This window comes from Halalkalibacter akibai JCM 9157, assembly GCF_000513135.1.
GTDB lineage: Bacteria > Bacillota > Bacilli > Bacillales > Bacillaceae_D > Halalkalibacter > Halalkalibacter akibai.
Window position 1 is genome coordinate 43,503 of the sequence record NZ_BAUV01000021.1, and the last position, 22,729, is coordinate 66,231.

The 22,729-nt window shown below is 36.0% G+C and carries 33 protein-coding genes and 1 pseudogene; 21 read left to right on the forward strand and 13 right to left on the reverse strand.

Annotated elements, in window-relative coordinates:
• Window positions 1–265: 265 nt before the first annotated feature.
• A complete protein-coding gene (locus JCM9157_RS12570; protein ID WP_035665154.1) occupies window positions 266–472 on the forward strand; it encodes an alpha/beta-type small acid-soluble spore protein in 207 nt (68 codons plus the stop codon).
• A 90-nt stretch (window positions 473–562) separates the two neighbouring features.
• Window positions 563–808, forward strand: a complete 246-nt coding sequence (locus JCM9157_RS12575; protein WP_035665156.1) for a hypothetical protein — start codon at window positions 563–565, stop codon at window positions 806–808.
• 90 nt (window positions 809–898) lie between these two features.
• On the opposite strand, the gene JCM9157_RS24910 is transcribed toward JCM9157_RS12575, so the two are convergent.
• From JCM9157_RS24910 to JCM9157_RS12585, 3 genes are all read right to left on the reverse strand, one after another.
• Window positions 899–1,069, reverse strand: coding sequence for a hypothetical protein (locus JCM9157_RS24910; protein ID WP_162831764.1), 171 nt, complete (start codon window positions 1,067–1,069; stop codon window positions 899–901).
• 55 nt (window positions 1,070–1,124) lie between these two features.
• The gene (locus tag JCM9157_RS12580; protein ID WP_035665157.1) at window positions 1,125–1,340 is read right to left on the reverse strand and encodes a DUF5342 family protein; all 216 of its coding nucleotides are present in this window, start codon (window positions 1,338–1,340) and stop codon (window positions 1,125–1,127) included.
• 66 nt (window positions 1,341–1,406) lie between these two features.
• Complete coding sequence (locus JCM9157_RS12585) at window positions 1,407–1,874, reverse strand: hypothetical protein (protein ID WP_035665158.1); 468 nt, start codon at window positions 1,872–1,874, stop codon at window positions 1,407–1,409.
• Window positions 1,875–2,036: 162 nt separating this feature from the next.
• On the opposite strand from JCM9157_RS12585, the gene JCM9157_RS12590 reads away from it, so the two are divergent.
• Both JCM9157_RS12590 and JCM9157_RS12595 read left to right on the forward strand, forming a co-directional pair.
• On the forward strand, window positions 2,037–3,167 hold the full coding sequence (locus JCM9157_RS12590) for a DUF445 domain-containing protein (RefSeq protein WP_235714982.1): 1,131 nt from the start codon (window positions 2,037–2,039) through the stop codon (window positions 3,165–3,167).
• An 82-nt stretch (window positions 3,168–3,249) separates the two neighbouring features.
• Window positions 3,250–3,603: a YlbF/YmcA family competence regulator gene (locus tag JCM9157_RS12595; protein ID WP_035665160.1), complete on the forward strand. Its 354-nt coding sequence runs from the start codon at window positions 3,250–3,252 to the stop codon at window positions 3,601–3,603.
• Window positions 3,604–3,847: 244 nt separating this feature from the next.
• On the opposite strand, the gene JCM9157_RS12600 is transcribed toward JCM9157_RS12595, so the two are convergent.
• Complete coding sequence (locus JCM9157_RS12600; protein WP_035665161.1) at window positions 3,848–4,033, reverse strand: hypothetical protein; 186 nt, start codon at window positions 4,031–4,033, stop codon at window positions 3,848–3,850.
• Between the two features lie 189 nt (window positions 4,034–4,222).
• On the opposite strand from JCM9157_RS12600, the gene JCM9157_RS12605 reads away from it, so the two are divergent.
• A complete protein-coding gene (locus JCM9157_RS12605; RefSeq protein ID WP_035665162.1) occupies window positions 4,223–5,065 on the forward strand; it encodes a Cof-type HAD-IIB family hydrolase in 843 nt (280 codons plus the stop codon).
• Between the two features lie 162 nt (window positions 5,066–5,227).
• Window positions 5,228–7,075 (forward strand): LTA synthase family protein, encoded by a 1,848-nt coding sequence (locus JCM9157_RS12610; protein ID WP_035665163.1) that lies wholly within the window; start codon window positions 5,228–5,230, stop codon window positions 7,073–7,075.
• Between the two features lie 53 nt (window positions 7,076–7,128).
• Here the strand turns inward: JCM9157_RS12610 and JCM9157_RS12615 are convergent, their stop codons facing one another.
• On the reverse strand, window positions 7,129–7,311 hold the full coding sequence (locus JCM9157_RS12615) for a YhzD family protein (protein WP_035665165.1): 183 nt from the start codon (window positions 7,309–7,311) through the stop codon (window positions 7,129–7,131).
• Window positions 7,312–7,500: 189 nt separating this feature from the next.
• Here JCM9157_RS12615 and JCM9157_RS12620 point away from each other — a divergent pair, with 189 nt between their 5' ends.
• The 7 genes from JCM9157_RS12620 (at window position 7,501) to JCM9157_RS12650 (ending at window position 13,143) form a co-directional block, all read left to right on the forward strand.
• Entirely contained in the window at window positions 7,501–7,773 is a 273-nt protein-coding gene (locus JCM9157_RS12620; protein ID WP_035665167.1) for a hypothetical protein, read from the forward strand.
• Between the two features lie 31 nt (window positions 7,774–7,804).
• Window positions 7,805–8,569 carry a membrane protein insertase YidC gene (gene yidC / locus JCM9157_RS12625; RefSeq protein WP_035665168.1) on the forward strand — a complete coding sequence of 255 codons (765 nt, stop codon included), beginning with the start codon at window positions 7,805–7,807 and terminating at the stop codon, window positions 8,567–8,569.
• A gap of 165 nt (window positions 8,570–8,734) precedes the next feature.
• Window positions 8,735–9,178, forward strand: a complete 444-nt coding sequence (locus JCM9157_RS25900; protein ID WP_035665169.1) for a hypothetical protein — start codon at window positions 8,735–8,737, stop codon at window positions 9,176–9,178.
• Window positions 9,179–9,630: 452 nt separating this feature from the next.
• On the forward strand, window positions 9,631–10,314 hold the full coding sequence (locus JCM9157_RS12635) for a response regulator transcription factor (RefSeq protein ID WP_035665170.1): 684 nt from the start codon (window positions 9,631–9,633) through the stop codon (window positions 10,312–10,314).
• Entirely contained in the window at window positions 10,311–11,678 is a 1,368-nt protein-coding gene (locus tag JCM9157_RS12640; RefSeq protein ID WP_035665172.1) for a sensor histidine kinase, read from the forward strand. Before JCM9157_RS12635 ends, JCM9157_RS12640 begins: the two co-directional genes overlap by 4 nt.
• A gap of 168 nt (window positions 11,679–11,846) precedes the next feature.
• The gene (gene yhaM / locus JCM9157_RS12645; RefSeq protein ID WP_035665173.1) at window positions 11,847–12,806 is read left to right on the forward strand and encodes a 3'-5' exoribonuclease YhaM; all 960 of its coding nucleotides are present in this window, start codon (window positions 11,847–11,849) and stop codon (window positions 12,804–12,806) included.
• A gap of 61 nt (window positions 12,807–12,867) precedes the next feature.
• The gene (locus tag JCM9157_RS12650; protein ID WP_052013122.1) at window positions 12,868–13,143 is read left to right on the forward strand and encodes a sporulation YhaL family protein; all 276 of its coding nucleotides are present in this window, start codon (window positions 12,868–12,870) and stop codon (window positions 13,141–13,143) included.
• 55 nt (window positions 13,144–13,198) lie between these two features.
• Here the strand turns inward: JCM9157_RS12650 and JCM9157_RS26080 are convergent, their stop codons facing one another.
• Together JCM9157_RS26080 and JCM9157_RS12655 are read right to left on the reverse strand one after the other, a co-directional pair.
• Window positions 13,199–13,297, reverse strand: coding sequence for a YjcZ family sporulation protein (locus JCM9157_RS26080; RefSeq protein WP_081734166.1), 99 nt, complete (start codon window positions 13,295–13,297; stop codon window positions 13,199–13,201).
• A 125-nt stretch (window positions 13,298–13,422) separates the two neighbouring features.
• Window positions 13,423–14,325 carry a peptidylprolyl isomerase gene (locus JCM9157_RS12655; RefSeq protein ID WP_035665175.1) on the reverse strand — a complete coding sequence of 301 codons (903 nt, stop codon included), beginning with the start codon at window positions 14,323–14,325 and terminating at the stop codon, window positions 13,423–13,425.
• A gap of 199 nt (window positions 14,326–14,524) precedes the next feature.
• Here JCM9157_RS12655 and JCM9157_RS24030 point away from each other — a divergent pair, with 199 nt between their 5' ends.
• Together JCM9157_RS24030 and JCM9157_RS12660 are read left to right on the forward strand one after the other, a co-directional pair.
• Window positions 14,525–14,608: a YjcZ family sporulation protein gene (locus JCM9157_RS24030; protein WP_081734167.1), complete on the forward strand. Its 84-nt coding sequence runs from the start codon at window positions 14,525–14,527 to the stop codon at window positions 14,606–14,608.
• 48 nt (window positions 14,609–14,656) lie between these two features.
• Complete coding sequence (locus JCM9157_RS12660) at window positions 14,657–14,743, forward strand: YjcZ family sporulation protein (RefSeq protein WP_035665176.1); 87 nt, start codon at window positions 14,657–14,659, stop codon at window positions 14,741–14,743.
• 44 nt (window positions 14,744–14,787) lie between these two features.
• Here the strand turns inward: JCM9157_RS12660 and JCM9157_RS25335 are convergent, their stop codons facing one another.
• Entirely contained in the window at window positions 14,788–14,967 is a 180-nt protein-coding gene (locus JCM9157_RS25335; RefSeq protein ID WP_035665177.1) for a hypothetical protein, read from the reverse strand.
• 166 nt (window positions 14,968–15,133) lie between these two features.
• Here JCM9157_RS25335 and JCM9157_RS12670 point away from each other — a divergent pair, with 166 nt between their 5' ends.
• The gene (locus JCM9157_RS12670) at window positions 15,134–15,724 is read left to right on the forward strand and encodes a YpmS family protein (protein WP_035665179.1); all 591 of its coding nucleotides are present in this window, start codon (window positions 15,134–15,136) and stop codon (window positions 15,722–15,724) included.
• Between the two features lie 185 nt (window positions 15,725–15,909).
• Here JCM9157_RS12670 and JCM9157_RS12675 read toward each other — a convergent pair whose 3' ends face one another.
• The 3 genes from JCM9157_RS12675 to JCM9157_RS12685 all read right to left on the reverse strand — a co-directional run bounded on the left by JCM9157_RS12675 (window position 15,910) and on the right by JCM9157_RS12685 (window position 17,675).
• A complete protein-coding gene (locus JCM9157_RS12675) occupies window positions 15,910–16,452 on the reverse strand; it encodes a DUF3267 domain-containing protein (protein WP_035665181.1) in 543 nt (180 codons plus the stop codon).
• Window positions 16,453–16,586: 134 nt separating this feature from the next.
• Window positions 16,587–17,180, reverse strand: a complete 594-nt coding sequence (locus tag JCM9157_RS12680; RefSeq protein WP_035665183.1) for an HTH-type transcriptional regulator Hpr — start codon at window positions 17,178–17,180, stop codon at window positions 16,587–16,589.
• A 153-nt stretch (window positions 17,181–17,333) separates the two neighbouring features.
• Window positions 17,334–17,675, reverse strand: a complete 342-nt coding sequence (locus tag JCM9157_RS12685) for a YtxH domain-containing protein (protein WP_035665184.1) — start codon at window positions 17,673–17,675, stop codon at window positions 17,334–17,336.
• A gap of 73 nt (window positions 17,676–17,748) precedes the next feature.
• Between JCM9157_RS12685 and JCM9157_RS12690 the strand changes: the two genes are divergently transcribed.
• The gene (locus tag JCM9157_RS12690; protein WP_035665185.1) at window positions 17,749–17,937 is read left to right on the forward strand and encodes a hypothetical protein; all 189 of its coding nucleotides are present in this window, start codon (window positions 17,749–17,751) and stop codon (window positions 17,935–17,937) included.
• A 41-nt stretch (window positions 17,938–17,978) separates the two neighbouring features.
• Here JCM9157_RS12690 and serC read toward each other — a convergent pair.
• Together serC and JCM9157_RS12700 are read right to left on the reverse strand one after the other, a co-directional pair.
• Window positions 17,979–19,054: pseudogene (serC, locus tag JCM9157_RS12695) on the reverse strand (3-phosphoserine/phosphohydroxythreonine transaminase).
• A gap of 134 nt (window positions 19,055–19,188) precedes the next feature.
• A complete protein-coding gene (locus JCM9157_RS12700; protein ID WP_035665187.1) occupies window positions 19,189–19,620 on the reverse strand; it encodes an HIT family protein in 432 nt (143 codons plus the stop codon).
• 336 nt (window positions 19,621–19,956) lie between these two features.
• On the opposite strand from JCM9157_RS12700, the gene JCM9157_RS12705 reads away from it, so the two are divergent.
• From JCM9157_RS12705 to JCM9157_RS12715, 4 genes are all read left to right on the forward strand, one after another.
• Window positions 19,957–20,700: an ABC transporter ATP-binding protein gene (locus JCM9157_RS12705; RefSeq protein WP_035665188.1), complete on the forward strand. Its 744-nt coding sequence runs from the start codon at window positions 19,957–19,959 to the stop codon at window positions 20,698–20,700.
• Window positions 20,697–21,347, forward strand: coding sequence for an ABC transporter permease (locus JCM9157_RS25760; protein WP_268870948.1), 651 nt, complete (start codon window positions 20,697–20,699; stop codon window positions 21,345–21,347). The genes JCM9157_RS12705 and JCM9157_RS25760 overlap by 4 nt, the downstream gene beginning before the upstream one ends.
• A complete protein-coding gene (locus JCM9157_RS25765; protein ID WP_268870949.1) occupies window positions 21,307–21,906 on the forward strand; it encodes an ABC transporter permease in 600 nt (199 codons plus the stop codon). The genes JCM9157_RS25760 and JCM9157_RS25765 overlap by 41 nt, the downstream gene beginning before the upstream one ends.
• Before the next feature lie 64 nt (window positions 21,907–21,970).
• Complete coding sequence (locus JCM9157_RS12715) at window positions 21,971–22,696, forward strand: EcsC family protein (protein ID WP_035665189.1); 726 nt, start codon at window positions 21,971–21,973, stop codon at window positions 22,694–22,696.
• Window positions 22,697–22,729 lie beyond the last annotated feature (33 nt).

The window sequence follows — 22,729 nt, forward strand, 5'->3', positions numbered from 1 at the left end:
TTATAGTTAAGGTTTATTTCAGGGCTTCTTTGTAAAGAGAGTTCTAAAGTGTTTTTCCACTTATTGAAATGGAGCGGAAGTCACTCGACTAGAGGTAGGGTCAAGACCCCACAGGCTTGACACCTCCCCGCGGAACGCGAGTGACTATAGAGCAATGGAACGAGCAAACAAAGTACGCGATAACACTACCAGATTTTCTCAATAAATATTTCGCATAACAAACAAGAAATGACTCACAATATAAGTACACAAGGAGGTGAGACACATGGCAAGTAACAACAGCAATTCAAACCAATTGCTTGTACCTGGTGTACAACAAGCACTTGACCAAATGAAGTATGAAATTGCTTCTGAATTCGGTGTTAACCTTGGAGCAGACACTACAGCTCGTGCAAACGGATCTGTTGGTGGAGAAATCACTAAGCGCCTAGTTCAGATGGCTGAACAACAAATGGGCGGAACACAACTTTAATAAAATATTATGGCTTTAGGGGGTGAGTTCGCTCACCCCTTATTTTTCTAGAAAATTTTTGATAATGGTGTTTAACAAGGAGTAAGGACTATGGGAATGTGTCCAATATGTAATGGTTTACAGTCATTAAATCTTTCTTGTGAAAAGTGTAAACAGGAACTAATTGATTACGGGAAAGTAATGGACTATTATGGGAAATACGAGGCATACATGCCAATTGATCTCAATAAATTAAACAACGGGATTAACAATGATTTAGCTGATGAATTATGTCCGCACTATATTATTTGTAGTCAATGCGGAGAAGAATCTGTTTATCTCGTACAAGAAGAATAAAGGGTGGGGCTGCATGGGCAGCCTTTTTTAAATAACAAACCAAAAAGGTGATTAAGACCAGATTGGTATCTAGCCCTAACCACAAATAAGTTACTTATTAGGTGGGTCTTCATTCTCTAGGTCGCCTCTAGATTCCTCTATTAACCCTGATTGGTGTCCGTGAACCGTACCGCCACCTAAGCCTTCGTTAATCATTCGATCCACATCTACATACTTTTTATCGCGACCTTCATAGCTTGAGCCAGTCTTTTTCTTAGACATAAAACCACTCCTTTTTTATTAGCGTGGTCCTATGATGATTAAATTATTCAGTCATTTAATGGTTCTCATAAACATGAAATAGCATTAAATCGTGAAGTTTGGGTTCTAACAGCTTCTTTTTTTCAAGAGTCAATGTATCTTGATTCCAGTTAATTGAACCGTCCTTAAAATAAGTTCCTGTGTAATAGTGTCCTTCATGAAAAAAAGAAAAAGCCCATTCGCTGCGAACGAGGTTATTTTTCAGCTCTTTCCATTGAAAATGACTAATCATATTATTCTTCCCTTCCTCCTGGTAAAACCGCTTTCTTTTATCATACCATGAGTTAGAGTAATTACGTTATGCCTCTTTTTCGGTTATATCGGTGGTGTGCCAGTGACCTCCACCAAACCAAAGGTAAATCTCATTTTCTTCACCTTTTAAATAAGCAAAACAAACAAGGCCAGCTTGTAAGGCAAACTTAATTTTAGTTTGATCATCATATCGTATCTTCGTATAGCAAACTCCAAGTTCGTCGAGTAAAGAATTATACAAGTTCACTTGAACCTGGGTTGGTAAGTATCTTGGTGATACGACAATCGTCGAATGTGTAGTTCCATAATCAGAGACGGCAGCAACAGCTATAATTTTCCCTTCCCAAAGAGCTAATTGAATACTCGTTCCTGGTTCAAGAAGATCATGTTTTTTAAAGTGGAAAAGCCATGAATAAGTAGATTTAACGTCACAGTGATCGTAGCGTTTAACAAAATTCAAAATAGGCCTGCGGTATTGTTCCCATTGATGACTTTTTAATGAAACGATTTTCATGGAGTACCTCCTTTTGAACAAATAACGTAGATGACTGTTTAAATAAGGCTTTTGTTGTTGAAGAATACAAGTGAGAAGTAGCGAGGCGAAACATCCTATCGTATACTATGTGATAGACGCCTAGATGGTGAATGGTCAAAGGAGTGTTCTACATTGCATACTGTGTATCTAATAGCTTTTATGGTATTAATTGGAGCTGTAATAGGGGGATTAACAAATTCTCTTGCCATTAAAATGTTATTTCGGCCTTATAAAGAAATAAGAATTAAATCATGGAGAGTTCCTTTTACCCCAGGTTTAATTCCAAAGCGACATGATGAACTGGCGATACAGCTTGGGAAAATGGTTGTTGATTATTTGATTACAGCAGAAGGATTAGGGAAAAAATTAAAAAGCAGTGTTTTTTCTGAAGGTATGATTAGTTGGTTAAGAGTAGAAGCCCAAAAAGTGTTAACGAGTAATAAAAGTGCGGCTCAATTGATTGAAGAAAACATGAGAATTAACCAACCCAAAAAGGTGATGTTGGAAAAAACAGAAAGCTTTGTCCAAAAGGGGCTGTCTCAATTTCTCGAAGAAAACAGGGAGAGAACATTATCGGATCTATTGCCGGAGACGTTGCAACAAACGGTTGATAGTAAATTACCGGATATTACCCAATATATTCTTGATCGTGGACAGGCTTATTTGGAAAGTCCAGAAGGGAAAGAAAAGGTAAGTGTCATGATCGATCGTTTTCTAATTCAAAAGGGAACATTAGGTAATATGATCTCAATGTTTTTAGGAAATGAACGTTTAGTTGATAAAGTACAACCGGAATTGTTAAAGTTCTTACGCGATCAAGGAACATATCAATTGCTACTCACTCTTTTAGAAAACGAATTGGTCAAGTGGAAAGGGAAACAGTTAAAGGACTTTGAAAACTACATTAATCAGGAAGAAGTGGTTTCATTTGTCGTACATACTGTCCACAAACATGTTCCGTTTTTTGAATGGATTGACCAACCGATGGAAGAATGGAGTGGGGCGTATAGCGATTTTGTTATGAATAATCTTATTCCAAGAGGAGTTGAGCTTGCGTTAACAGTTTTATCTAGTCATTTAGAAGAGTTATTAAAGAAATTCCATTTAGAAGACATTGTTACAGAGCAAGTGAAAACTTTCTCGGTTGAACGATTAGAAGAATTAGTGCTATCCATTTCCAAGAAGGAATTTAAGATGATTACATACCTTGGGGCCTTGCTTGGGGGAGTGATTGGGTTTATTCAAAGTTTAATCGTTTTATTAATCGGGTAAAGGACAAATATGGTTATCGGGTGAAATGTTTCATTGAACATGTTATAGTCGATAAGACTAATTTTTTAGGAGGACGTTATTTATGTCAAATGTCTATGATAAGGCTCATGAATTAAAGAATACCCTTGCAGAAAGTGGAGAATTTCAAACGTTGAAATCTTTACATGAACAAATTAAAGCTGATGAAGTGGCTACGAGAATGTTAAATAATTTCCGTCAACTTCAATTAGAGCTTCAACAAAAGCAAATGCAAGGCATTCAAATTACAGAAGAAGAAGCGGTAAACGCGCAACAACAGTTTGAGCTTGTTCAACAGCACGAACTTATTTCTAAGCTTATGGATGCTGAGCAACGCCTTAGCGTGATCATCGGAGATGTAAACAAGATCATCACAGAACCATTAGAAGAAATTTACGGAACTCCAGGACAAGAATAAATAAGAACTCCTAACTAGTTACCATGCAACTTTTTGTATTCGGTATTCGCGTTAGGAGTTTTTTTTATTTGTCTGTAGATTACACGTCCTCCACGTTCGTTGCATTCCGCTCCAGTCACTCTCTTTCCGCAGGGAGGTGGCTCGCCCCTACCTCTAAATCCCGCACGAGTCGAGTGACTTCCGCTTCATTTCACTAGAGGGAAAACTACCTGTATAGCTAATTATCTTTATGAAAACAGCCCTTTTATTTCGTTACCTTTTTCATAACAAGAACAACCATATGCAGGACAAATCCTGAAAAAAGTCCGATTGATATAGAGGCAAGAATCGTCATAAGAACCGTTTGAATATCTGGTTCGTACAATTGAGACAAAGATAACAACAAGAAAAAGAGAATAGGTAAATAATAATAGGATAAGACTTGTTTCATAGTGGTCCCCTTTAAAGCTGAAGTAGACAAATAGTTTTTTCAGTTAAGCTTAAATTATTATAGAAAAGATTTGCTTATTCGTCTAGGTTCTAATAAAGCATCTTCATTCATAGTCTTATGTATAAAGAGCAAGTCTATAAAATAAGACAGCTCGATAAGAGACAACATGGAGAAGGGGGACATACGGAAATGACTTACAAACTATTAGCCCTAAACATCGACGGGACGATTTTAAAATCAAATTCGCGAGTTACTAAGCAAACGAAAGAAGCAATTGAATATGTGAAAGAAAAAGGGGTTCACGTAACTTTGGCAACATCGCGTCCTTTTCCAGCTGCCAAAAAAATCGCAAAGTCTTTAAAGTTGGAAGATTGTTTAATTACTAGTGATGGTGCTTTCATTGCGTCCGAAGTAGATGAACCGATATTTGTTAGGCGTATAAAAGAAGAAAAGGCACTCCAAATTGCTGATGTTCTTGAACGATATGAGTGTCATATTCGTGTCATGCATGATCATTATTCAATTGGAAATAAGGTTAAGCAACGAAATCACTTAATTGCAAAGATGACGATAGGGGTAGGTGATCCTTTATTCTATCCTATTACTTTTGTAGATTCTATTTGCGATCAATTAATGGAAAATCCGATTGCGCCTCCGAAAATACAAGTTCAATTTTTTAATAAAGAGGAAGAAAGAAAGGCTATACAACAACTTGAGACGATGGTTGCTGGGATTAGACTATTCGAGTCAGAGAAAGGCAGGCTCGAAATCGTAAGTGCTGGTGTGTCTAAAGCACGTGGTTTACAGACGCTCGGGCATTATTTAGGAATCTCGTCAGATCAGATGGTTGCAATTGGATCACAAGATAACGATCTAGATATGATTAGTCAGGTTGGTTTAGGTGTCGCAATGGGAAATGCTACTAATTCGGTTAAGGAAGTAGCAGATTGGGTTACAAGGTCAAATGAGCAAAACGGCGTCGCATATATGGTTAGAGAAGTTTTTAGAAAGCAATTAAGATTGCCATTATAAGGTTGAAAAAGCATCTACCTCAAGGAGAGGTGGTGCTTTTTTAGTTACGTTTTCACAGACAATTACACAATTTTATTATTGACTTGCTACAAGAAAGGATTAAGATATTATAAGGGTAGGCACTAATTGTAAATTTTTTGTAATTGAAAGGAGTAAGACAATATGGCTAAAATTAAAGCCGCTTATGATCATTATAAATTTTTCTTGTTAGCAGTCTTTTTCTTATGTATGAAAACATATATTTTATACAAATTTGGGTTTAAAATAAAAACGGACAATATACTGCAGGAAATTCTCTTGATGGTTAATCCATTAAGTTCAGCTGTTTTCTTAATTGGTCTTTCTTTTTTATTTTCAGGGTTAACAAGAAATATAATCGTTGTTGTAATGAGTTTGTTTACAACGGCTATCTTATTTTTTAATTTGTTATATTTTCGTTTTTTCTCGGATTTTCTTACTTGGCCAGTTTTGTTTCAAACGAGTAATGCCAAAGATTTATCAGGAAGTGTAACGGAACTTCTTAAGTTCACTGATTTATTTTTATTAATGGATATTATCATTCTAGCAATCTTAATTGTTATGAAGATGATCCCACAGCAAACGCAAGTGAAGCGTCAATTTGTCTATGTTTCTCTAGCTGCATTAAGTATTTTTCTAGTCAATTTAACTATTGCTCAAGTAGAAAGACCACAGTTACTCACTCGTTCTTTTGACCGAGAAATGTTGGTCAAGAACATTGGAATTGTTAATTATCACGTGTATGACGGTTATATCCAATCACAGTCAAAAGCACAACGAGTTTTTGCAGATAGCTCAGATATTACTGAGATTTTAGATCACAGAATTGAAAATTATAAAGAACCTGATCCTGAACTGTTTGGGATTGCAGAAGGTAAAAATATAATTGTTTTATCTTTAGAATCTTTACAGAGTTTTGTTATTAACGAAACACTCTTTGGAGAAGAAATTACACCGTTTTTAAATGAGTTAATTAAAGATAGCTATTACTTTGATCAGTTTTATCATCAAACCGAGCAAGGTAAAACATCAGATTCAGAATTTATTGTAGCTAATTCTTTATATCCAAGAGATAGTGGAGCAGTATTTTTTACACATGCTGGCAATGAGTATCATAGCTTACCAGAGATCTTAAACGAAGAAGGTTATTATACGTCTGTCATGCATGCCAATAACAAAAGCTTTTGGAATCGTGACATGATGTATACAGCTTTTGAATATGACCAATTCTTTGATATTAATTACTATGATGTAAACGAAGAAAACTCGATTGGCTGGGGTTTAAAAGACTTGGATTTCTTTGAACAATCTATTCAACTATTAAAGGAACAACCAAAGCCTTTTTACTCTAAATTTATTACATTAACCAATCATTTTCCATTTGAACTAGAAGAGGAAGATCATTTGATTTCAGAGTTTGATTCAAATAGTAGAACGCTGAATCGATATTTTCCAACAGTGCGCTATATGGATTATGCATTAGAACACTTTTTCGAAAGGTTGAAGGAAGAGGGTATCTACGAAGAGTCGATCTTTATTATTTATGGGGATCACTATGGTATTTCTGAAAATCATAAAAGAGCGATGAGCTTATTTTTAGAAAAAGACGAAATCACTGACTTAGATCAACTGCAACTTCAAAGAGTTCCTATGCTAGTTCATATTCCAGGTCACAAACAGAATGAGATTAAGCACAATGTGTCAGGACAAATTGATATAAAGCCAACCATTATGCATCTATTAGGTTTAAATACTAAAAATGATGTACAGTTTGGATCAGATCTATTCTCTCCTGAACGAGAAGAGTTTACTGTTTTAAGAGATGGAAGTGTGATTACAGATAAAGCTGTATACACAAAAGGAACCTGTTACCGGAAAATGGATGGGCTAGAAGTCTCACAGTTAAATTGTCAGGAGGCCGTAGAAAAAGGGGCTACTGAATTAAGGTTATCAGATAAAGTTATCTATGGGGATTTACTTAGATTCTACTAATGAATTGTAGTTTAAGAGGAAGAGAAGGATAGGACTTCTCTTCCTCTTTTTGGTTAGCGGTGAAATAAAATTAATTTTCCAGAGCGAGTTAAGCGGTGCGTATGTTCTAAAAGATTAGCTTCAGCAAGGATAGCTTCTCCTTTAGCTTTAGCGACCTCGTCAGTCTCAGCTTCTACTCGTTTTTCTAAAACGGTTTCTCCAGCTGGATTAAATACAGTTAAGAAATATTCAAACATGAACAATCACCTCAGTATCATAAAATAGTTTAAGAAAAGATTTACTACTCCTTAGTTTACTTTAGAAGCGCTTACATTAACAAGGGTGAATTTTATAGAAACATTTGTGTCTAAACTAACTGTTTAATTGGTATGTCGTCCTTTTTATGATAATATGTAAAAGTGATTAACAGAAGGAGGTGGATGAGCTTGATTGAAATATTTTCAGATGTAACTACATTATGGGCGAGTGTGGTCATGACAGTTTTATTTTTTGCTGCGACTACGAAGGCTAATCTTCTATTCATAGAGTGGGAGCTTCGCTCAGGGTGGAAAAAACACTTTCTTGTTCTAAATGATCAAGAACCAGTTGCCCTTGCTCTCATCCATCACTGTAGTATGCAGTACAAACCGAAAATACCTTCCACAAAAGATCACAATAATCAAGATGATGAAGAGGCAACTTTATTTGTTTTCGCTTAAAGGAATTGAAAACAAATAAGGAGGAAGTAGTTTGAAGAAAAATATTGTATTCATGTTGATTATTTGTATGGCGTTATTACTAACAGCGTGCGGAGTAACCGAACAGGTGCCAATTACTGCAGAGACACAGGGGGTTTGGAATCACTTCTTTGTGTACCCGATGTCATGGTTATTAATTTATGTAGCCGAACTTTTTAATGGTAGTTATGGTTTATCCATTATTCTTGTTACAATAACGATTCGTTTATGTTTGCTACCTTTAGTATTGAAGCAACAAAAAAGTACTAGGGCTATGCAATTATTAAAACCCGAAATGGAAAAATTACAAAATAAATATAAAGAGGCATCGAAGAAAGATCCAGCGAAGCAACAAGAAATGCAAAAAGAACTATTTGCTTTGTACAAATCGAATGGTGTTAATCCTATGGCTGGATGTTTACCGTTGTTTGTTCAAATGCCTGTATTAATGGCATTTTACTTCGCCATTATTAGAACGGAACAGATTGCCTTGCATAACTTCTTATGGTTTGATCTTGGGAATCCTGATCCCATGTATATATTACCACTTGTTGCTGGACTGACGACTTTTATCCAAGTGAAAATGACATCTGCTCAACTAACAGAGCAAATGAAAATAATTATTTATATTATGCCTGTCATGATTATTGTTGCAGGTGTGACGTTACCGGCAGCTCTTTCCTTATATTGGGTCGTAGGAAATGTTTTTATGATTATTCAAACTTATTTTACAGTCACTAAGTTTGAACAACAGCCAGCTCAAGTAAGTAAAGTGTAAAATAGAATTTTTAGGTTAACTCAACTGTCTGAAATAAGATGGTTTGAGTTAACCTTTTTTATTGAATGCTGTTAATCAATTATGCTGATGGATTAATCCAACTTGTAGTCACTCTTTCTCCTGATTCAGAATAGGCTATTATCACGATGGAGGAGGGGAATGGTCATGAGTCAATCTTATAACCAGATGAAATCACAATGTCAACAATACCTAAATCAACCTGTTAATGTTCAGGTACATGGTCAGTACAGTTATAACGGAATAGTCGATTATGTTGACGATGAATATGTTTATTTAATGGTACCGATAGATGAGACGGGTCAGTATATGGATTTATCACAGCTTATGCAAGGCTTAAATTCGCAATCCATGTATGATTATAGTAATCATGAGCAGGCGTATTATCACATACAAGAGCAACCATTAGCAAGACAAGGAGAAGTTGATCAACGATATCCGCTATACCCAATGGGTTACTATGGTTATCCTGGGTTTTATCCTCCTTATCCTTTTTATCCGCCATACCCTTATGCCCCGTTTCCTAGACCACGAGGCTGGAATCGGTTAATCTTGCCTTTAGTAGCATTAACAGCAATAGCAGCTCTTTAATTAAATAAGGATGTTTTTTATGGGGCGTTGTCTATTATGAAAATTAAAGAAAAGTAAAACAATTTTTTAATTACAAGGATTAGTGCTGTTCGTAATCTCTAAACAAAGTGAAATGGAGCGGAAGGCACTTGACTCACTGCGGGAAAAGAGGAAAAGGCAAGCCCACACAGACGGAACGTCGTACTTGCCTTACTCCCGGCGGAAAGCAAGTGCCTGAAGCACAATGTAACGGTTGCGATAACGAAAAGAACAGTTAAGCATTTAATACCCGCTTCGACAATTTTCCCCGGGAAATAGGAAATTTCTCTTCGTTCTAGATTGTGAAAAATATTGTAAAAAAAGAGTAATTGTTGCGATTATAAGGTTTTGAACTCGTTTGATATCGTAAAATAAGATACAATGTCTATTAAGAATATGAAATTAAAGGTTCTATATATAAGGAGGAATGAGGTATGAGTGAATATCTCGTCTATCTAGTTGAAGATGAAGAGAATTTATCAGAGGTATTAAAAGCATATCTAGAAAAAGAAGGATGGAACGTTCGCGTTTTTCATGATGGCGATGCTGCCCGTGACGTTATTGTGGATAAGCCTCATCTTTGGATTCTTGATATTATGCTTCCAGGTACAGATGGGTATCAATTACTTAAGGCAATAAAAGAAGAAGCAGATACTCCTGTTATATTTATCTCAGCTAGAGATCAAGATTTAGATAGAGTGTTGGGACTTGAAATGGGAAGTGATGATTATTTGGCTAAACCATTCTTGCCTCAAGAGTTAATTATTAGAGCAAAGAAATTACTAAATCGAATTTATGGGACAACCACGCAAGAACAAAAGAAAATAGATTTGAACCAATATACAATTGATCCTGTTGGAAGAACAGTAGTGGATGAAGAAGCAGAACAAGATTCTTTAGTTGATTTAACAACTAAGGAAATGGATTTGATTTTGCTTTTAACTGGAGATATAGGAAAAGCCTTTTCACGTGAGAAAATTATTGAACATGTTTGGGGAGAGAACTACTTCGGTTCTGAGCGAGCTGTCGATGATGTAGTGAGACGTGTTCGTAAAAAAATGCCTCGTATTCATTTAGAGACGTTGTATGGTTACGGGTATAGGATTTTATCTTCATGATTAAAGTCAATTTAACGCAACGAATTTGGCTTGCGTTTATTTCTATCATCGTTTTGGTTGGTTTATCTATTATCATTATCTATCCAATTTCCATAAAAGGCACGTTAACGGAAGAAACGTATAGAATAATAGAAACAGAACAGATTAGAATTGCCTATCCTTTATGGGATTTATTAAACCCACGTAGTGAAAATGAATTTACAAACCGAGAAGCTGGTGCAGTTGGACATTTTTTTATTTATGAGTCTCCAAGACGCCCTCCAGAAGGGACGCCTCCACCGCGAGAAGTGTTACAAGAAATGGCTCAAAATGCTTATAAGCAAGAAGTGCATAGAGGGCGGTATGAGATTCAGTACGGGGATGCTACAGTGTTTTATGTGATTGGCAAGGCAACTATTAATGAGTATCCGGCATTTCATATTTCGTATATGTGGGATACATATCGTGATCAGATGGTGAACCGATTATGGGAAAGGCTCCTATACATCTTATTACTAACAAGTGGACTTAGTTTACTGCCAGCCATGTGGTTAAAACATTATTTAAGACAACCATTGATCATACTTGGGAACCACTTAGAGCAGATTGCGAATCGAGATTGGAAAGAACCTTTAAAGTGGAAAGGTGATGAAGATTTCCAACGGTTATCTGATCAATTTGAAAGAATGCGTGAAAACTTAAATTTATATGATCGCGCACAGAAAACATTTATTCAACATGCTTCTCACGAATTAAAAACACCAATAATGGTCATTAAGAGCTATGCGCAGTCTGTAAAAGATGGTATTTTACCAAAAGAGAACATGGAACAAACGATGGATGTTATTATTGAAGAAGCAAATAGAATGGAACGGCGTGTAATAGACATGCTTTATTATACAAAACTCGATTCTTTAAAAGAAGAAAGTCCGAAACATGAGGAGATTCTATTTGGACAAGTGGCTTTCAATATAGAAGAGAGATTTAGAGTTCAACGTGAGGATGTTAAGATCATTATAGATGGTGCTAATACCCGGTTGTTATGTGATAGAGAACAATTAGAAGTGCTGTTAGAAAATTTAGTTGAGAACGCGTTGAGATATGCGAGGGATCGTATTTGGATTTCGGCAAAATCAAATGATACAGAGGTTGTCATTACGGTTGAAAATAATGGAGATCCTATTCCATCAAAAGATTTGCCTCAATTATTTAATCCTTTTTACAAGGGAAATAAAGGCAAGTTTGGACTTGGTTTGGCCATTGTTAAGAGAATCACTGAATTACATGGAGGAACGCCTAAAGTTGAAAATAGTGATCTTGGAGTGAAGTTTACTATTTCTTTCGCAAATCATCTCAAGCCATCAACTAATGACCGCAATAAATGAAAATAATACTTGTGAAAAAGTGAAGCTACAGCTCATAACGAACTGTTTCTTCACTTTTTTAGTCTTACAGATTACGCTAGTTCGCGACTAACAATCTATTAATAGATTATATTCATCTTATGCTATACTAAAATAGAAGATTATGAAATTAAAGACGGGGTGACGAATATGAGCAAGGGGATCCGTTTTCATCAAGTGGGGGATCGAGTAGAGTCGTATTACTTAATAAAATCTGCTGTAAAAGGGGTAGCTAGTAACGGAAAACCTTTTTTAACGTTACAACTATCCGATCATACTGGTGATATTGAAGCGAAGTTGTGGGGGTGCTCTCCTGACGATGAAATGACTTTTACGAGTCAGGCGATTGTTTATCTACATGGTGAAGTGTCTGATTATCGAGGTCGATTGCAGATGAAAATTAGTAGTATTCGTCCTACAACAGCGATGGATCAAGTTAAAGTAGCAGATTTTGTTCGCTCCGCGCCGATAGCTCCACAAGATATGTTAGAAGAGATTACACAATATATTTTTGAAATGAAAAATGCAAACATACAACGAATTACGAGACATCTTTTAAAGAAACATCAGAAAGCTTTCCTTGAAAGCCCAGCTGCTACTAGAAATCATCATGAGTTTGTTTCTGGACTAGCTTATCATGTTGTCTCGATGTTAAAAGTGGCTAAGAGCCTTGCGGAGTTATATCCGACACTAGATACGGATTTATTATATGCTGGTGTGATTTTACATGACCTCGGGAAAGTAAGAGAGCTATCAGGTCCAATTGATACCACATATACGTTAGAAGGAAAACTAATAGGCCATATTTCGATAATGGTTACAGAAATTGCTGAGGCTGCAAAAGAATTATCTATAAGCGATGAGGAAGTATTAATGCTTCAGCACCTCATTCTAAGCCATCACGGAAAAGGAGAATGGGGGAGTCCTAAGGTTCCTGTAATCCGCGAAGCAGAGGTCTTGCACATGATTGATAACATTGATGCGAAGATGAATATGATGGACAGAGCTCTAGAACGGGTGCAACCAGGCGAATTCTCCGAAAGAATTATGGCAATGGACAATCGTAGTTTTTATAAACCGAGTTTTCATGAGCCTCCGCTAGATTATTAGTTCTAACTTGTCATGCTTGTACATATCTATAAGTAAAGATATAAGCATGGAGGGGAATTTTATGAAACACACACAATCAAGTAAACGATTAGCATTATTCTTACTAGCCATCCTTGCAATTGGTTTTATCCTAACACAAACGACAATCGGTAGTGTATTACTAGCAAGTCCTTGGTGGGTTTATTTTGTTCTGGCGGGAATTGTCTATACAGGGTACTTATCTGTTAAATACACCTTAGAAGATAAGCGTACAGAGCAAGAATGGATAGAGAATGAAGGTAGAGTTTACATGACTCGAATGGAAGAAGAGAAAGAGCGACGTAAAGTGAGTAAATAAGATAAAAGGAAAAGTCCGTTAACATGTTAACGGACTTTTCCTTTTATAAAACTTCTTAACAAACATATGCTGTTCCAATAATTATTAACAAAATAAACAATACAACAAGCATTGGAAAACCAAAATGTGAAGTAGGTGCCACAGCTCCTGACATTTAAATCACCCTTTCAACGAAATTAGGGGAGTATCCCTAATGATAAGGTATGCATAGGCAAATATAACGTACTAGGCATTTGCGGAAAAAAGGAGCTAAAGATAAAATTCTTTAGCTCCTTTCTCTTATTCCTCTTCTTGGTCTGAAAATAAGTCAGCAAACTGACTGTCTTTGATTTTAATATCAGCTTGAGCCATAATTTCTTCCATCACAGCATCTCTAGACTTTGATTGTTGAGCCAATAGGGTTTGCTCAATTTGATCAGCATAATCTTCGTAAGAATCTCTGCGATCCGTTACTTTGATAATGTGATATCCGAATTCTGATTCTACCGGTTCACTAATTTCATCAATAGCTAAAGAAAAAGCAGCTTCTTCAAACGGGGCAACCATTTGCCCTTTACCAAAGAAGTTCAAATCGCCTCCGCGAGGCCCAGATCCTGGATCAGTTGAATACTCAATAGCTAATTCAGCGAAATCTTCTCCCGCTTCAATTTTCTCCATTACTTCAGCAGCCGTTTGCTCATCTTCAACTAAAATATGGCTCGCTCTAACTTGTTCAGGAAACTGTGCTTCATTTTCTTCATAAAAAGCGATCTTGTCTTCTTCAGTTATTTCAACACCTTCAGTGGCTAACTTCTGTACAGCTACGTGAGGACGAAGATATTCTTCGATGAACTCGTCCATTGTTTCAAAAGGAAGGTTAAATTGAGTTTGAAGAGCTGCGATTAAAGCGTCATTATCCTCAACACCCATTTCTGTTCGTAACTTTATTAATTCATCTTCAAGTTCTTCCTCTGTTATCTCCAAATCTTCAATCACTTGATTCAAAACGATTTCCTGGATCATAAATTCAAGTGTTTGATCACCATATCTTGTTTTTAGAGTATCAACAAATTCAGCTTCAGTAATTTCTTGTCCGTCAACTACAGCTACAGCTGAACCATTTGTTGCTGCTTCGTCATTATTACATGCTGCTAATGCAGTTAAACATGCTAGTCCAATAGTAGCAAACATCATTTTCTTCATTATCTTCCAACTCCTCATGTATCATCGTTCAAATTATAGAACCTGTTTCATCACAGAGATAACTATACCATATAATTGTTTTATTTAGAAAGAAAATCATATGTCTTAACAGGGAAATAGTTGAAATTAGGGAAGTGCCTAGTACGAAAGTGAAAGTACTGCATAGGATAAATTAACAAAGCAATGAGGAGGTGTTATTATGACTCACGTACACCACGGTGGTTTTGCGTTGATTGTTGTGTTGTTCATCTTATTAGTTATTGTTGGTGCAGCTTGGCTGTAAGAAGAAACAAACATCTCTAATGGAAAGTTTAAAAGAGGAGGGATACACATGGCTCACACTTACCAAGGTAGCTTTGCGCTAATTGTAGTGCTGTTTATCCTACTTGTAATCATTGGTGCATCTTGGATGTACTAGAATATAAAAAGAAGAGTGAGGACTGTTTCAGTCGCTCACTCTTCTTATGTAAATAAGATCTTTACATATGTGGATGTTAATAAGATAGTCATTAATATATTTATGGTGCGAAATAATTTAGGTTGTTTCTCTGAAGGTATTTCTCGTTTTAAACACAACGCATCTGTCATTGAATTAATAACAAATAATATAAATAATGCAAACAATACAGTGAAGAAGAGCATATAGGTGCCTCCTGACGAGCAATGATAATTAAACTTTATCAAAAGTTGTGAAAAAAAGATAGAGATATGCTCAATTTAATTTAGAGGGATCATAGCAAAGAAGTCAATGTTTGTAAATTGTATGGTGAAAACATACAATAAAAGAGGGGAAGGAAGGTGTGAATGATTGAAAAATAAAGCGAGAGCCTGGCAGATAACTTTTTTCTCATTATTAGGTATCATTCTTGTGGTTATATTCACTATTTTTATGATGTTTCAGCGGTATTTACCAGAGGTTACAGACGAACACTTTATGCAACACTCCAAAGGAACAGATGAAGCGACTTTTACAATTCAAACGAACAAACAAAGACTAAATCAGTTGATCGCCTCACGAATTAAAGAGGAACCTGCAGAAATGCCTTATATGGTTGAATTGTTAGAAGATCACGTTCAGTTTAGATCTGCTATTTCTGTTTTGGGTCAACGTGTTCCAATCACGATTAATTTTCTACCGGAAGTATTAGAAAATGGTGACTTATTGCTACGGGTTGAGACATTCACTCTCGGTTTGTTGAATTTACCCGTTGAACAAGTTCTCCAATTGATTACAAGTTGGATTGATTTAGCAGATTGGATTATTACCTATCCAGCTGATCGTGTTGTTGAAGTAAAAGTGACATCAATCAAGTTGGATGAAAATGAGAGCATTTACTTTAAGTTTACAACTTTTGATCTCGAAGAAGACTTGATTGAGCTTGAAATGGTTATTCAATAAAATGGCTATTGCTTTGAACCCGTTCCATTGCGCTTCAGGTACTTGCTTTCCGCTTCATTCCACTTTGTCACAGTAACGTATCTCAAGAGTGAAAAAAAGAATGGCATTAAAGCATGAAGAAGTACATGCTAAATGTCATTCTTTATTGTTTTAACTGGCGGTCATTAATAAGAACTTTAAAATAGTTACACCGCTTGTTTGATTAGAATATGAAATCCTTCTTCGTGGTCTTCGATAAAGCTTTTTTTAGGAGCTTTGATTAAGTAAGATGCATTGATAATGTCAAAGAATGCAATTCCAAAATGAATAGAACTCAATATTGAAATTAAAGCGATATACATAGGGTACGTAGCAGAAGCTAACGCACCAAATACTGTCATGACGATGACTGGTGTTAAAAGGGCTATTAAATATAAATTTCGCGGTAATGGTTTAGCTGTTTTTATAGATAGTAAAGGAATAAAATAAAACCATTGGACTTTTAAAGTTGCTTTTTTACCGCATAACCAGATTGGCAGTAAATGAAGTGCCTTATGACTAAACAGTAAGATGATGATACTTGTAATTAATAATAGTAGATGAATATTCGTTAACTCGGTTGTTGGAATTAGTGAGCTAACCACTAAATAATAAAATAAAAACGAAAAAAGCATTGTACATCCTGAATACATTATTAGGCGCAACGTACCGTAATCACGGGTTACACGTATTGTTTTCCAGCAGTTCATAGAAGTGCTGCACCTCCTCAATCTAATTGAATAATTTACTCGCATTTTAAGTAAAAATCAATAGAATCGACAAAAATAAAATGATTTCGACAATAACAATTTTTTCTGAACAAAAAAAAGAGCCTATCTAATAGCTAGGCTCCTTCGCTTGTAAATTTATCTTTTTGTTCTGTATCTAGTTTAGTAAGACGGCCATCTACCTCATGAAAGTCTTCTTCAAATTTTGTTAAAGAATGTTCAAAGATTTCAATAAAGTCAGGACCATAAATATGTCTTAGAATACTAGTGATTTCCGATAATTCAGGGAATTTACCATATAAGTCTTTAATCGGAATAGCACCTTCAAAAACGCCGTATGTGTCTGGACGATAAGATTCAAGAGTTTTTAGAAATAGCTCATGTCCTTCGTTAGTAAGACAAACATACGTATTTCGTTTATCATTTTCCTTTTTTGAAAAATGGAGCAGTCCTCTTTCTTCTAGTTTCTTTGAGAAATTGAATGCTGTTGAGACGTGCATAACTCCGAATTTAGCAATGTCTGAGATAGAAGCACCGTCCAAATGATAAGCAATCCAAAGAATATGGTGTTCATTGATGTTAAGATCAAAAGGTTTGATCCAAGTTTGCCAATCTTTTTCAACTGATTTCCAAAGTGCTTTACTTAATTGCGCTACCTTATGGCTGAACAATACTGATTGTTTTAAGGAGCTAGGTATCTGTTGATCCATTTTCTCCCCTCCTATTTTTTACCGACCGTTCTCTCTGTCTATTATTCAGTAAATATTATTTTTGAATATTTTCTTCTCTACATTATGACAACAATTAGTCAAAAAGGAAAGAGAAAAAACAGTTTATTAAAAACTTTTTGAAAATTAGCCTAATTACCTTTGGGTCTTACTGACTGATTTCTGTAATGCATCTACGTCTTCTTTTAATTTATTCAGCATAGGATTAATATCGGTCTGCCAATCCTTTACAGACGTTTTAACGTCTTCACCTATAGTCCTAAACGTTTCTTTCCCGACCTTAACTGTTTGTTTCAACTGAATGGAAGTTGTTTTACTATCGTTTTTAAATTGATCCATTCCTGTTCTGATTTTTAGGGCATTCTCCTTACAGGACTGCCGTACGTCTTTTCCTGATTTAGGGGTAGTTAGTAAAGTAGTTGCTCCTATAATAGCAGTACCTGCAACAATTCCTGTGATTAATGCTTTTACATTCATTAATAAACCGCCTTTCACTATAGTCTAAAATCACACTTATCATCATATATATCAAGGATAAGGAGGGGGCTAAATGGAGGCGCTAATACTTTTATTAATCTCTATTTGCTTGTTATCACTTTACGGATTTGTTTATGTTACCTTTCGATTAGTCGGTCATAGCCGAAAAGAAGAAAAGAATCAATTCAGAAATTCTTTTTACGTACTTTTATTTTTTTCAATAGTAAGTGGAATTTCTGTCATTCTCCTATTAACTTCGTAAAGTGGTTAGGGCAAGAAAAGCCTAACCACTTTCTTTGTGATTTAAAGTTTTCGGAAGGAATTCATAAAGTCACTTAAAGCGATACACGCCTCTAATGGAACTGCATTATAAGTTGAAGCGCGGCAACCTCCTACAGAACGGTGTCCATTTAACCCAACGAAACCAAGTTCTTTTGCTTTTGCTAAAAAAACTTTATTTTGTTCTTCACTTGGTAAATTAAAGGTAATATTCATTAGTGAACGAGCTTCTTTTACGGCATGTCCAGTGTAGAAGCCTTCGCTTTCGTCAATAGCATCGTAAATTAATTTCGCTTTCTGTTTGTTGATCTTCTCAATAGCTTCTACGCCACCTTGATCTTTTACCCAACTTAGAACTTCGTTAAGCATGTAAATAGCGAAGGTAGGTGGAGTATGATAAAGAGAATTAGATTCTGCGTGTGTTTGGTAACGTAGCATCGTTGGAACATGCTCTACATTTTCAGCAAGTAGATCATCTCTAATGATAGCAACCGTTACACCAGATGGACCAAGATTTTTTTGAGCTCCTGCATAAATTAAGCCGAATTTCTCGATATCAAGAGGACGTGACAGGATATCACTAGACATATCTGCTATAAGCGGTGCATGCGTAATATCTGGGAATTCAGCCACTGTGTACCATATATTGTGTTGTTTGAAGTAACGTGAACATAAGCGTCATTTTTGTTGAAAGACAGGTCCGAAAATTCAGGAATTGACGTATAGTTACTTTCTTTGGTTGAGGCCGCAATTTGGGTCTCACCGATTAACTTCGCTTCTTTTAAAGCTTTCTCAGACCATACTCCTGTAAGTATGTAGTTTCCAATTTTTCCTTCCTTTAAAAATTGCAGAGGCAGCATTGAAAACTGAAGACTAGCTCCTCCTTGAAGGAAAAGAACCTGATAATTGTCAGGGATTCTCAATAATTCTTTTAACAGATCAATCGCACTTTGGTGAACCGCTTCGTACTCTTTACTACGATGACTCAGTTCCATTACGGACATCCCAGTACCTTTAAAATTCAATAACTCTGATTGCGCTTTTTCTAGTACAGCTTTTGGTAGCGCAGATGGGCCAGCATTAAAATTAAAAACGTTCAAGTTCTCCACTCCTTTATCTCTTCACCACGTTAATCAGAAAGATTGTCATTATCTTACCATAATTCTATATTGAATGGTTCTATTTTTTTGTGTTTTCTGACACTTTTCGTTTTTAAGAAGGATGATTCATTGAATCATCCTTTTATAAATGCTTTAATTTCTCTTGCTATTTGGGTGAAATCTTCTGATTTATACTCTGCGCTATGGTCTTTCCACACAGCTCCGAAGCCATCACCTTTCCCATACCTAGGTATGAGGTGAACATGATAATGGAAAACAGTTTGTCCAGCTAATTCTCCGTTGTTGTTTACTAAATTCAATCCTTCAGCTTCGTACGTTTGTTTGATTGCAGATGCTAGTTTTGGAATAACGGCATAAACATTTTTAATCGTTTCTTCTGGTAATTCAAAAAGGTCTTTATGATGGTTTTTTGGAATGACAAGTGTATGTCCTTTAGTTACTTGGCTAATGTCTAAAAATGCAAGCACATGCTCATCCTCATAAATTTTCGAAGCGGGGATGTCACCGTCTACGATCTTACAAAATATACAATTTGGATCAGTCATTTTAATCACCTTTCCCAATATTTAGTATAGAAACACTATACATCAGCGAAAGTGCTCATTCAAGTTGGGAGAAGAGCGAGTGTATAAAATCAACTAGTATCTTCACGAATTTGACTTATTTTCAGAGTTATGAGTGCTATATAGAACTTTCAAATAAGGTTAAAAGGGTTTATAAAGGAAAGAGAGAACCTATGTTAGGAGAGATGCCTCTTTTTTGTTCTCTTAATCTTTACCTAATAGAAGGAAAATGTGTCGAATGAAGCAAGGCTTTGTCAATAGACTAGAAGAATATCAAATGGATTTGGTAAGATAAGAAGATAAAGGAGTTGTTTGAACATGTCAGAGGTTTTAAAAATAAAAGATTTAACAGGGGGATACCACCCGAAGAAACCTGTTATACATAATGTAAACTTCTCTGTGAACGCAGCAGAAATTGTTGGGTTAATCGGATTAAATGGAGCAGGGAAAAGTACGACCATTAAACATATACTTGGATTATTACAGCCTGAGAAAGGTGAAGTTACGATAGATGGTAAGACGTTTCAGAAACAATTAAATGAATATCGACGCTCGTATGCTTATATCCCCGAGACACCGATTTTATATGATGAACTAACGTTATGGGAGCATTTAGAACTAACCGCATTGGCTTATGGGTTGGAAAAAGACCTTTTTGAAGAACGGGCTGAAAAATTACTTATAGAGTTTCGCATGCAAAAAATGAAGAAATGGTATCCTAGTCATTTTTCTAAAGGGATGCGCCAAAAAGTCATGATTATGAGTGCATTTTTAATTGAACCTCCTGTTTATATTGTCGATGAACCGATAGTGGGACTTGATCCTATAGGGATTCAATCTTTTCTCACATTCCTTGATGACATGAGAAAGAAGGGAGCTGCGGTGTTGATGTCAACGCATATCCTTGCGACGGCAGAGAGGTATTGTGATCGTTTCGTGATCTTACACCAAGGACGTGTTGTGTTAGAAGGGACTTTAGTTGAAATGCGCCAGCAACTGAAACTGCCAAATGCGACCCTAGATCAAATCTATATTGAAATGACAAAGGAAGAACTCGTATGAAAGATGGAATGACGCTGTGGAGAGAGAGAGTAAATGCATATTGGAATATGGCCATTCGCTATTTGCGGCTAATTGGAAATAGTGGCTTTTTATTTACCCTCTATGTGTTAATTATTATCGGAAGTTATTATTACAGTGTTTTATTAGATTGGCTCCCAGATACGTTTCCGGCTATATGGCTATTTGTAGCAGTGTTTGCCCATTTGTTAACAAGAAGCGGAGTAAGAACGTTTGTGAAGCAAGCTGATGTTGTGTTTCTTTTACCATATGAATCAAAATTAGATTCATACTTTCAAGCCTCAAAACGCTATTCCCTAATCATCCAAAGTGCTGTGATGATGCTCGTTTTAGTCGTTTTATCCCCGTTTTATTCGCAATATTTAGCGGATGAAGCAGGCAGTTTATTGTTAATATTTGCGATCTTAGTTGTTGCGAAAATTTGGAACATCGCATCTAGTTGGGAGGAGCAACGTTTTCAAAGTGAATCTGAAAGACGCTCGCATTTTCTGTTAAGAGGACTAATTAATATAATCTTTATCTATTTCCTTTTTGCAGGAGAGCTTGTTTATTTCCTTGTTGTTTTTGGGATCATGATTACGCTATGGCTTGTTGTACTATCAAAAATTAGCAAAGCAGTACTCGATTAAATGGGATCACTTAATTGAAGTAGAGCAAGGAATGTTACTTGCTTTCTACCGAATTGCTAATTCATTTACTGATGTCCCGCAATTACGCAATAAAGTCAGGGCAAGAAGCTATTTAAACTGGTTGATGAAAATTCTAACAGACTCGAATAAGTCAGTGTATCACTTTTTATTTGCAAGATCCTTCATAAGAGCAAATGATTATGGTGGTATTTACATTAGGTTGATCGTTATCTCTGCAATTATCTTAATCGCTCTTCCTGATGGCTGGTTACAATTAGTAGTACTTTTGTTGTTTATGCATATGTTAACAAGTCAATTATCAACTCTCTGGTATCACTATGACACAAATATGTGGGTTGACTTATATCCTGTTTGGAAACATGAAAAGACAGAGGCACTTAGTCAATTGACGCTTAGATTACTTTTCATTATGACAGCAATCCAATTTGGAGTGCTGTTAGTAAGTTCAAGCTGGCAAGTTGCTGGATTGGGACTTTTAATAGGAGGAGTTTACAGCGTAATAGGAAGTTCAAGATTCGTTCATAAGAGAAGAAAATAGCATCATTTTTAAGGGCTCTTCACGCATATCATTTAAAAGTAGTTTGTAAGGAAGTGATAATAGTATGTATGAAGCTCAGATTGCAGAAGAACTATCTAGGTGGAAACGTAAATTAGAAAAAAGACCTTCAATGTTTGACCGCTATACAAAAGGGCTACAAATGAAAATGAATAAGCTAGTACCTGAAAAAGTACATGCAGTCGTGACAAGTAGTATAAAAAATATGGTTCATGCCACGTTAGTAGGATCGGAGTACACAACGAAGAAACAGCCTGACCTAGCCTTAAGTTTAGAAGAACGAGAGCAGAAAGTGATGGGTCTAATTAAGTCTTATAAACGAACAGCTGCTCTTGAAGGAGCTGGGACTGGTGCTGGCGGAATTTTACTTGGTATGGCAGATTTTCCGTTATTGTTAAGTATCAAAATGAAATTTCTCTTTGATACAGCTTCTGCTTATGGCTATGATGTGAGAGATTACCGTGAACGTTTATTTGTCCTTTACTTATTCCAATTAGCCTTCTCAAGAGAAGAAAAACGACCTGAGTTAATAGAAAAATTAGAGCGATGGGAATCGGAAAAAGAGAAGTTACCGGATAAAGAGGAATATCTTGCTGCATTTGATTGGAAAGCTTTCCAACTCGATTATCGTGACTATATAGACCTACCAAAGATGCTTCAGATGATTCCAGGAGTTGGTGCGGTTGTAGGGGCTGCAGCTAATTACCACTTCCTAGATATTTTAGGAGAAACGGCAATGAATGGATATCGAATTAGATGGCTATCAGAATAAGAAAACAGGAGAATCCATATGGATTCTCCTGTT